The 2,264-nt window shown below is 71.6% G+C and carries 3 protein-coding genes; 1 reads left to right on the forward strand and 2 read right to left on the reverse strand.

Features of this window, described 5'->3' with window-relative positions:
* Together ACFWPJ_RS30795 and ACFWPJ_RS30800 are read right to left on the reverse strand one after the other, a co-directional pair.
* Positions 1 to 281 (reverse strand): SDR family NAD(P)-dependent oxidoreductase (locus tag ACFWPJ_RS30795; protein ID WP_378856725.1); only part of this gene is annotated, 281 nt, incomplete at its 3' end.
* Positions 282 to 297: 16 nt separating this feature from the next.
* Positions 298 to 1,449, reverse strand: coding sequence for an acyl-CoA dehydrogenase family protein (locus tag ACFWPJ_RS30800; RefSeq protein ID WP_378856727.1), 1,152 nt, complete (start codon positions 1,447 to 1,449; stop codon positions 298 to 300).
* Positions 1,450 to 1,588: 139 nt separating this feature from the next.
* On the opposite strand from ACFWPJ_RS30800, the gene ACFWPJ_RS30805 reads away from it, so the two are divergent.
* Complete coding sequence (locus ACFWPJ_RS30805) at positions 1,589 to 2,224, forward strand: TetR/AcrR family transcriptional regulator (protein WP_378856729.1); 636 nt, start codon at positions 1,589 to 1,591, stop codon at positions 2,222 to 2,224.
* Positions 2,225 to 2,264: the final 40 nt, after the last annotated feature.

A 2,264-nucleotide genomic window follows, 5' to 3' on the forward strand; every position in this document is an offset into this window, starting at 1 on the left:
CCCCTTCCCCCCCCGCCCCACCCGCCCCCGCGGCCGGGGGTGTTCCCCCGCCGGCGGCCCCAGCGGGCGCGCCCCCTCCCCCACCCCCCCGGCCCCCCCCTCGGTGTTGGTGCGCCGGGGGGGGGCCCCCCCCCCCCTTTGAGCGCCCCGCGGGACCGCCCGGCGGCCCCGGCGTCGAGATCGACGACGGCGACGGCGAAACCGTCGGCGGCCAGCCGGGCCGCGGTGGCCGCGCCGATGCCGCGGGCCGCCCCGGTGACGAAGGCAGTTCTGTGGGTCATGCGTTGTACTCCTGTGTCAGACAATGGCGTTCACGCCGGTCAGCGCGCGGCCGATGAGCAGTTTCTGGATCTGGGTGGTGCCCTCGTAGAGGGTGAGCACGCGCGCGTCGCGCAGATACTTGGCGACGGGGTACTCGTCGATGTAGCCGTACCCGCCGAACACCTGAATGGCGTTGTTCGCCGCCTTCACCGCGGCCTCGGAGGCAAACAGCTTCGCCATCGATGCCGCGGTGCCGAACGGTTCGCCCCGGTCGACGAGATCGGCTGCGCGCCACGCCAACAGCCGCGCCGCCTCGGTCTCGACGGCGATATCGGCGAGCAGTTCCTGCACCAGCTGATAGCCCGCGATCGGCTTGCCGAACTGCTCCCGCTCCCCCGCGTAGCGCACCGCCGCCTCGAGGCACGCCCGCGCCAGACCGACGCACCCCGCGGCGACGCCCATGCGGCCCTTGTCCAGCGCCGCCATCGCGATCCGGAAACCCTGCCCCTCCTCGCCGAGGCGCAGCACATCCGGCACCCGCACCCGCTCGAGGACCAGTTCGGCGGTGGCCTGGCCGCGCAGGCCGAGCTTGCCCTTGATCTCGGTCCGGCCGAAGCCCGGCGTATCGGTCGGCACAAGGAACGCGGTCACGCCCTTCGGCCCCGGTCCCCCGGTGCGCGCGAACACCAGCGCGACATCGGCCCAGGTGCCGTTGGTGATGAAGATCTTGGTGCCGTCGATGATCCAGTCCGACCCGTCACGGGTGGCGCGGGTGATCAGGTTCGCGGCATCGGACCCGGTGCCCGGCTCGGTGAGCGCGAAGCAGCCGAGCTGCTCGCCCGCGCACAGCGGCGGCAGGAAGCGGCGCTTCTGCTCCTCGCTGCCGTAGGCGGCGATCGACTTGCCGACCAGCCCGAGCGAGACCGACACGATGCCGCGCACCGCGCTGTCACCCCGGCCGAGTTCCTCGAGCAGCACGCAGTAGGCCAGGGCGTCACCGCCGGAACCGCCGTACTCCTCGTCGATGCCGATCCCGAGGAACCCCAGCGCGCCGAGCTTGCCGACGATCGCCGGGTCGACCGATTCCTCCCGGTCCCAGTGCGCGGCATGCGGCACGACCTCCTTATCCACCCACGTGCGGGCGAGCTCGCGCAGATCACTGTGCGCTTGCGTGAGTGCGAGATCCATCGGACCACTCCTGAACCAAACGGCGTTAGGTTTACTCGGGCACCGTATCCTAACGCCGTTCGGTTAATCAAGGGCCGACATGCCCATCGGTGATAGCGTTCGAATCCCGACCGGACCCCCGAGCAGACAGGAGTGGCACATGGCGCGGCCGCGCGTACCGCTGTTGAGCCGCGAGCGCATCCGCGACACCGCGCTGACCCTGATCGACCGGGACGGCCTTGCCGAGGTCTCCATGCGCAAACTGGCCGCCGAACTCGGCGTGCAGGCCGCCTCGCTCTACGGCCACTACCCGAACAAGGACGACCTGTTCGACGACATCGCCACCGGCATCATGAGCCACGTCGACACCTCGGCGTTCGACACCGTGCGCTGGGACGAGGCACTGGCCGCCTGGGCGCGCAGCTACCGGTCCGCGCTGGTCGCGCACCCGAATTTCGTGCCGTACCTCGCCGCGGGCCCGGGCCGCCGCGCCGAGAACCGGCGCGCGGCCGACGCTGTGCACGGCGGCCTGGTCGGCGCGGGCTGGCCGCCGCGCTACGCGACCATGATCGGTGCGGCGACCCGCTACCTGGTGATGGGCTCGACGGTCGGTTCGTTCGCGGGCGGATTCGCCGACGACGTGCAGGTCTACCGCGACCGCTACCCGCACCTGAACCAGGCACACCTGCTGCGCGCGGTGGCCGAGGAGATCGACGACGACAGCTTCGAGCTGGCCCTGACCTCGTTCATCGCCGGCCTGAGCGCCACCTACGCGAACGTCGTCAGCGCCGACTGAGCCCACACGCGACGACGGGACCGGTGGCGCCTACGCAATC

Origin of the sequence: Nocardia sp. NPDC058497 (genome assembly GCF_042720195.1) — a bacterium.
In the GTDB taxonomy this organism is placed as follows: domain Bacteria; phylum Actinomycetota; class Actinomycetes; order Mycobacteriales; family Mycobacteriaceae; genus Nocardia.

What these genes read in the sequence shown, in the direction of transcription:
- ACFWPJ_RS30805 (WP_378856729.1), top strand. Translation starts at nt 1,589, where the DNA reads ATGGCGCGGCCGCGCGTACCGCTGTTGAGCCGCGAGCGCATCCGCGAC.
- ACFWPJ_RS30800 (WP_378856727.1), bottom strand. Translation starts at nt 1,449, where the DNA reads ATGGATCTCGCACTCACGCAAGCGCACAGTGATCTGCGCGAGCTCGCC.